This window comes from Frankia nepalensis, assembly GCF_016786325.1.
Taxonomy (GTDB): Bacteria; Actinomycetota; Actinomycetes; order Frankiales; family Frankiaceae; genus Pseudofrankia; species Pseudofrankia nepalensis.
The window spans coordinates 1-6,796 of record NZ_JADWYU010000252.1 but is presented as its reverse complement, the minus strand read 5'-3'; the positions used below and the strand labels follow the sequence as shown (position 1 = coordinate 6,796).

The 6,796-nt window shown below is 73.2% G+C and carries 7 protein-coding genes; 6 read left to right on the top strand and 1 reads right to left on the bottom strand.

All coding sequences use genetic code 11. The annotated features are described in order from the left end of the window. The first annotated feature begins 298 nt into the window (after positions 1–298). Together efp and nusB are read left to right on the top strand one after the other, a co-directional pair. Positions 299–862, top strand: a complete 564-nt coding sequence (efp, locus tag I6A81_RS39405; protein WP_203005139.1) for an elongation factor P — start codon at positions 299–301, stop codon at positions 860–862. Then, the gene (nusB, locus tag I6A81_RS39400; protein ID WP_203005152.1) at positions 859–1,266 is read left to right on the top strand and encodes a transcription antitermination factor NusB; all 408 of its coding nucleotides are present in this window, start codon (positions 859–861) and stop codon (positions 1,264–1,266) included. Before efp ends, nusB begins: the two co-directional genes overlap by 4 nt. A gap of 259 nt (positions 1,267–1,525) precedes the next feature. Here nusB and bldD read toward each other — a convergent pair whose 3' ends face one another. After that, positions 1,526–2,023, bottom strand: a complete 498-nt coding sequence (bldD, locus tag I6A81_RS39395) for a transcriptional regulator BldD (protein ID WP_203005138.1) — start codon at positions 2,021–2,023, stop codon at positions 1,526–1,528. 622 nt (positions 2,024–2,645) lie between these two features. On the opposite strand from bldD, the gene pyrR reads away from it, so the two are divergent. From pyrR to I6A81_RS39375, 4 genes are all read left to right on the top strand, one after another. Continuing rightward, positions 2,646–3,254, top strand: a complete 609-nt coding sequence (gene pyrR / locus I6A81_RS39390) for a bifunctional pyr operon transcriptional regulator/uracil phosphoribosyltransferase PyrR (protein WP_307875213.1) — start codon at positions 2,646–2,648, stop codon at positions 3,252–3,254. Next, the gene (locus I6A81_RS39385) at positions 3,251–4,192 is read left to right on the top strand and encodes an aspartate carbamoyltransferase catalytic subunit (RefSeq protein WP_203005137.1); all 942 of its coding nucleotides are present in this window, start codon (positions 3,251–3,253) and stop codon (positions 4,190–4,192) included. Before pyrR ends, I6A81_RS39385 begins: the two co-directional genes overlap by 4 nt. Next, positions 4,189–5,514 (top strand): dihydroorotase, encoded by a 1,326-nt coding sequence (locus I6A81_RS39380; protein ID WP_203005136.1) that lies wholly within the window; start codon positions 4,189–4,191, stop codon positions 5,512–5,514. The genes I6A81_RS39385 and I6A81_RS39380 overlap by 4 nt, the downstream gene beginning before the upstream one ends. Then, positions 5,511–6,796 (top strand): PH-like domain-containing protein (locus tag I6A81_RS39375; RefSeq protein WP_203010473.1); only part of this gene is annotated, 1,286 nt, incomplete at its 3' end. The genes I6A81_RS39380 and I6A81_RS39375, both read left to right, overlap by 4 nt.

Sequence of the window (6,796 nt, the reverse complement as noted above, 5' to 3'; positions counted from 1 at the left end):
GGAGTACGCCAGAACCGGTCATGGCAGAGAGTGGTTGATCCGTAACGTCGAAGCGGTACGCAACCGAGCTGGCGCGCAGGCGCGCCTCCGCGGAGGCCCGTCCACGAGCGAAGCGAAGTGGTCGGGCCGCAGCGGAGGTCGCCGGAGCGCACGTGAGCGGAGGAGGACGGCGCGCGGAGGTCCCTTGGGAGCGAAGCGAGCAAGGGGCCGGAGCGTGCCGCCCGGACGGAGCGAACCAGAGACTCAGTAAACTCGTCCGCGACCTCGACGACGCGGATCGCACAGAGAGACTTGCATAGTGGCCACCTCGAACGACCTGAAGAACGGCATGACGCTCGACCTCGACGGCGTCCTGTGGAACGTCGTCGGCTTCCAGCACGTCAAGCCGGGCAAGGGCGGGGCGTTCGTCCGCACCACCCTGAAGAACGTGCTCACCGGCAAGGTGGTCGACAAGACGTTCAACGCGGGTGTCAAGGTGGAGGTCGCGACCGTCGACAAGCGGGAGATGACTTACCTCTACCGCGACGGCGCCGAGTTCGTCTTCATGGACAGCGAGTCCTACGACCAGATCCCGATCTCGCCGGACGTCGTGGGAACCGTCGCCGACTACATGCTGGAGAACACCGTCGCGACGGTGGCCCTGCACGATGGCGCGCCGCTGTATGTCGAGCTGCCGGCCAGCGTCGAGCTGACGATCTCGCACACCGACCCTGGCTTGCAGGGTGACCGGTCCACCGGCGGCACGAAGCCGGCGACGCTGGAGACCGGCGCGACGATCCAGGTCCCGCTTTTCGTCACCACTGGCGAGAAGGTGAAGGTGGACACCCGCGACGGGCGTTACCTCGGCCGGGTGACCAGCTGAGCGCCAGGTCCAAGGCCCGCAAACGGGCCCTCGACGTCCTCTACGAGGCGGACCTGCGGTCCGTCTCGCCCTTGGAGACGCTGGCGGCGCGGTCGGCTCAGTCCGACCCGCCCGTCAGCGAGTACGCGGCCGACCTGGTCCGCGACGTGGTCGAGCACCAAGCCCGGATCGACAGCTTCATCGCCGAGCATGCCGAGGGCTGGACACTCGAGCGGATGCCGGCGGTGGACCGCAACATCCTGAGGATCGCGATCCTGGAGATGATCTGGCGGGACGACGTTCCCGACCGGGTCGCCATCGACGAGGCGGTGGAGTTGGCGAAGTCGGTGTCGACCGACCGCTCCCCGGCCTTCGTCAACGGCCTGCTCGCCAGCCTCCTCGACGTCAAGCCGTCGGCCGACTAGCGGCGAGGGCTGCCAGCGACGAGGGCTCCTGGCGGCGAGGGCTCACGGTGGTCCCACAGGCATGGCGGGCCTGTGGGGTACCGAGCGGACAAGGCGGTGACCCCGATGACCCTCGCGCGTGGCGCGGGCAGGGGGATGCCGGGGGCTGGGCCCCCTGACACTGGGGTCCAGGGGGTCACCCCTGGACGGACATCAGGGCGGGGACAGAGGGAAGCTGCCCGAACGGCAGCGAACACGATGCCCCCGCCCTCGCCATCCCTCAGACGTCGGAGGGAGCGGCCTCCTGGCCGGCCTCGGGGGACAGCACGCCCCACGAGACGAGCTGCTCGGTGAGCTTGCTCGGCGAGGTGTCGTAGATCACCGCGAGGGACCGCAGGTCCTCGTAGCGGATCGACAGAACACGGCCGTTGTAGTCACCGCGCTGGCTCTGGATGGTGGCCGCGTACCGGGCGAGCGGGCCGCCCTGCTCCTTCGGGACCTGCGAGAGCCGCTCGAGGTCAAGGACGATGCGCGGAGACTGCTCCAGCGGAGCGACGGTCGAGCCTTCGGGAAGGAGCTCGCCCACCGGCACGCCATAGAACTCGGCGAGCTCGGAGAGGCGCTGAACAGTGACGGCGCGGTCCCCACGTTCGTAGGAGCCGACGACGACAGCCTTCCACCGACCGTGCGACTTCTCCTCCACGCCATGCAGCGAGAGCCCCTGCTGGGTGCGTATTGCCCGCAGCCGAGCACCGAGCGCCTTCGCATAGTCGGACATCGGAGTGCCCACTCCTGTCGTGGTCTGAGTCAGATGGAGCCGAGGGCTCTTGCCGTCGGCGGTTACCGATAGTAGTGCCCACGCGGTTGCGACCCGACATGAGGGGGGTCGTGTCGCCTCTTTCTTTGTACCACTTTCCGTAGCACCGCCGTCGCTCTTGGCGCTACTCCCGTAGGGACTTCCGGCCATCGGACCGCACCGGAAGCCGGTTGGGCAACGGTAACGGGATGTGATGCATGCCGTACGGCCGTGCTGACACCCTCACGCCGCATTGCCATGCGGGTGTGTTAGGTGACGGTCGGCGCTGACGGCGTCATGGAGAGTGTGGATGGCGGCGCGTGAGCGTACCGCCGTCGCGCCTCGACGCGCACGCCACGGCACAGGACGGTGTGACATCCCGGTGACGTGCCGCGCGTGCGCCGGGCCCCCTGTCGCGACACCGGGTAGTGGCCCACCGGCTGGTACCGTCTTGCGGACCGCTCCTTTAAGGACCGTCCCGTGAGGCGGGGAAGGAGGGACAGTTGCACGGGGTGAGCCAGCGCTGGGTGAACCAGCACGGGGTGAGCCAGCACAGGGTGCACCAGTGCCGGGCGAACCAGCACGGGGTGAACCGGTGCCCGGCGTGAGCCAGCCGGGGGTGGGGCAGCCAGGAGCGAGCCGGACGGTGCTCGCGCAGGCCGACATCGCCCGGATCGTCAGCCGGATGGCACACCAGATTCTCGAGAAGACCTCGGGCGGCGGCAACGTGGTGCTCCTCGGCATCCCGACGAGGGGGGTGCCGCTCGCGACGCGGCTCGCCACCCGGATCCACGAGGTCGAGGGTGTGACGGTGCCCACGGGGTCGCTCGACCCAACCATGTACCGCGACGACCTGCGGCTGCGCGCCGTGCGCCCGCTGCGGGTCACGGACATCCCTGACGGCGGCGTCGACGGCCGGGTGGTGATCCTCGTCGACGACGTCCTCTACTCGGGGCGCACCGTGCGGGCCGCGCTCGACGCGCTGGCCGAGTACGGCCGCCCGAGAGCCGTCCAGCTCGCCGTCCTGGTCGACCGCGGCCATCGCGAGCTGCCGATCAGGGCCGACTACGTCGGCAAGAACATGCCGACCTCCCGGCGGGAGTCGGTGGCCGTCCGGTTCGGCGAGACCGATGGCGCGGACGCGGTGCTCATCGTCGGCGGCGGCGCCGCCGGGGACGCGGCGGGGGAAGCCGCCGCGGGGGACGCCCGGTGAACCGGCATCTGCTCTCGACCGCCGATCTGCTCCGCGAGGACGCGCTGCTCGTGCTCGACACCGCGGAGCAGATGGCCCGCCTGTCCGACCGTTCGGTGAAGAAACTGCCGACGCTGCGCGGGCGCACCGTGGTGAACCTGTTCTTCGAGGACTCGACGCGCACGCGCACCTCGTTCGAGCTCGCGGCCAAGCGGCTGTCCGCCGACGTCATCAACTTCTCCGCGAAGGGGTCCAGCGTCTCCAAGGGCGAGAGCCTCAAGGACACCGCGCTGACCCTGGAGGCGATGGGCGCCGACGCGGTCGTGTGCCGTCACCCCGCCAGCGGCGCGCCGCAGCGGCTCGCCGGCTGGGTGCGCGGCAGCGTGCTCAACGCCGGCGACGGCACGCACGAGCATCCCACCCAGGCGCTGCTGGACGCGTTCACGATCCGCCGCCGGCTCGGCCGGCTGGAGGGGCTGGCCGTCACGATCGTCGGCGACGTGCTGCACTCCCGGGTCGCCCGGTCCAACGTCTGGCTGCTGCGCACCCTCGGGGCGAAGGTGACGCTGGTCGCGCCGCCGACGCTGCTGCCCAACGCCGTGGCCGACTGGCCGGTGGACGTGTCCTACAACCTGGATGCCGTGCTGCCCGGCTCGGACGTCGTGATGATGCTGCGGGTGCAGCGGGAACGGATGTCGGCGGCCTTCTTCCCCACCGAGCGGGAGTACAGCCGCCGCTACGGCCTGGACGCCGACCGCGCCGCCACCCTGCCGCCGCACGCCCTGGTGATGCACCCCGGGCCGATGGTGCGCGGCATGGAGATCGCCTCCGACGTGGCCGACTCGCCGCGCTCCACCATCGTCGAGCAGGTGGCGAACGGCGTCAGCGTCCGGATGGCCTGCCTGTACCTGCTGCTGGGCGGGGCCGACGAGCCCGAGGAACGGGAGGTCATCCGATGACGGGGACGCCGGCTACGGCCTGGCTGCTGCGCGCCGTGGCGCCGCTGGGCGGCGAGCGCGCCGACCTGCTGCTGGCCGGCGGGCGGATCGTCGAGACCGGCCCGCCCGGCACCCTGTCCGCCACCGACACCGGCGCCCGGGTGCTCGACGCCGACGGGCTTTACGCGCTGCCCGGCTTCGTCGACCTGCACACCCACCTGCGCGAGCCGGGCCGGGAGGACGCCGAGACGGTCGAGTCCGGCACCCGCGCCGCCGCGCTCGGCGGCTACACCACCGTGTTCGCGATGGCGAACACCAACCCGGTGGCCGACACGGCGGGCGTCGTCGAGCAGGTGTGGCGGCTCGGCCGGGACGCCGGCCACTGCGACGTGCGCCCGGTCGGCGCCGTCACCGAGGGGCTCGCCGGCAGGAAGCTGGCGGAGCTGGGAGCGATGGCCTCGTCCGCGGCGGCGGTGCGGGTGTTCTCCGACGACGGCCACTGCGTGTCCGACCCGCTGCTGATGCGCCGGGCGCTGGAGTACGTGAAGGCCTTCGACGGCGTCATCGCGCAGCACGCCGAGGAGCCGCGGCTCACCGAGGGCGCCCAGATGAACGAGGGCGCCTGCTCGGCCCGGCTCGGCATGGCGGGCTGGCCCGCGGTGGCCGAGGAGGCGGTCATCGCGCGGGACGCGCTGCTCGCCGGGCACGTCGGCTCCCGGCTGCACATCTGCCACGTGTCCACCGCCGGCTCGGTGGAGCTCATCCGCTGGGCCAAGTCGAAGGGCTGGCGGGTCACCGCCGAGGTCACACCGCATCACCTGCTGCTCACCGACGAGCTGGCCGCCACCTACGACCCGGTCTACAAGGTCAACCCGCCGCTGCGCACCGCCGAGGACGTGGCGGCGCTGCGCGCCGGGCTCGCGGACGGCACCATCGACGCCGTCGCGACCGACCACGCCCCGCACGCCCCTCAGGACAAGGACACCGAGTGGTCCGCGGCCCGGCCCGGGATGCTGGGCCTGCAGACCGCGCTGTCGATCGTGATCGACGCCATGGTGGCGACCGGACTGCTCGACTGGGCCGGTGTCGTGGACCGGATGGCGCTCGCCCCCGCGCGGATCGGTGGCCTGCCCGACGTGCCGGTTGACGCCAGGAGTTCCATGGACGTCGGCGCCGCCGCGACGCTGACCCTCGTCGACCCGGAGGCGCGCTGGGTTGTCGACCCCTCGGGGTTCGCCAGCCGCAGCCGGAACTCGCCCTACCGGGGGATGACGATGCCAGGTCAGGTGCGCGCCACCTTCCTCGCCGGCCGGCCCACGGTGCTCGACGGGAAGGTCGTGTGAAGGTGGTCGCGGTCCGCGCCCTCGCGCAACGTGCTGGCGGCGTCGCCGAAGACGGAGGTCCTGGCCTGCTCGGCCTGCGCCTGCTGTTGCTCGTCGGCATCCTGCTGCTGCTCGTCGCGGTGGTCGGTTTCCTGCGCCAGATGTGGCGCCGCAGGGCCACCCGGCAGGAGGACGACCTCCCGGAGCTCCTGGCACCGCCCGAGGACCGGGGCACCGTGCTGTCCGCGCCGCTGCGCGGGTCGTACCTGGGGACCACCGACGCCGGCTACTGGCTGGAGTGGTTCTCCGCGCGTGGCCTCGGCGGCAAGGACGGCAGCTACATCACCGTCCACGTGGCCGGGATCCAGGTCGATCGCGGCAAGATGTCGTTCTGGATCCCCCGGGAGGCGGTCCGCGGCGCCCGCCTGGAACGGGCGCACGCGGGCAAGGTGGCCGCGCCCGGCCGGCTCCTGGTGATCGCCTGGTCGCTCGAGGGCCGTGAGCTCGAGACCGGTTTCCGCGGCGACGACCGCGCCCGCCAGCCGAAGGTCGCGCACGCGGTGCACGAGCTGATCGGCCCGCCGGCGGCCCCGACGGACGGCGAGATCACCTCGCCGCGCCCGACCGTGCGCGCGTTGCGCCAGCTGCGCCCGCGCCGCCACCAGCCGGCCGGCGCCGAGGGGGCGGGTGGGCACGCGGCGCGGCGCGGCCAGGGCCAGGGCACTCACCAGGCGCCGCACCGGGGCTCCCGGCTGCACCGGCGGGGCGGCAGCCGCACACCGCAGCAGGACATCGCCGACCGGCGCGGGGCCGACCCGTACGGCACCGGCCCGCGACGGGCCGGCGGCCACAGCGTCGATCCCTATGTGACCAGCCCCCGGGGCGTGCCCCGGGGCACCGGTCCAGCCGCCCCCGGTGGAGCCGCGGGGCCCACCCCGGCACCGCCGGCGGCTCAGGCGCCTCCTGCCCGGCCGGCGGCCGCGGCGCCCCCCGCCCGGCCACCGGGGACGGGAGTCGGGCCCGGCCCCGGTTCGTACGGCCAGGCCGCGCCGGACACCACGCCCTACGGCCAGGCGGCCAGGCCCACGGGGCCGCCGCCCGCGAGCCCCGCCGGACCGGGGGAGCCGAACTGGCAGGTTCGCGACCCGCGGGCGCCCCGACCGGCGGCTCCGCCCACGCGCCCCGCGCCGGCCGGCCGGCGCGGGGCCCACGCGGACGACGGGTTCACGGTGAGCGGGCCGGGGCGCGGCGCCCCCCCGGGCGGTGCCTCTCCTGGCGGCGCCGCGCGCGGGGGCGTCCCCCC

Coding starts and splice junctions, on each gene's coding strand:
- bldD (WP_203005138.1), bottom strand. CDS start 2,023: ATGTCCGACTATGCGAAGGCGCTCGGTGCTCGGCTGCGGGCAATACGC.
- I6A81_RS39380 (WP_203005136.1), top strand. CDS start 4,189: ATGACGGGGACGCCGGCTACGGCCTGGCTGCTGCGCGCCGTGGCGCCG.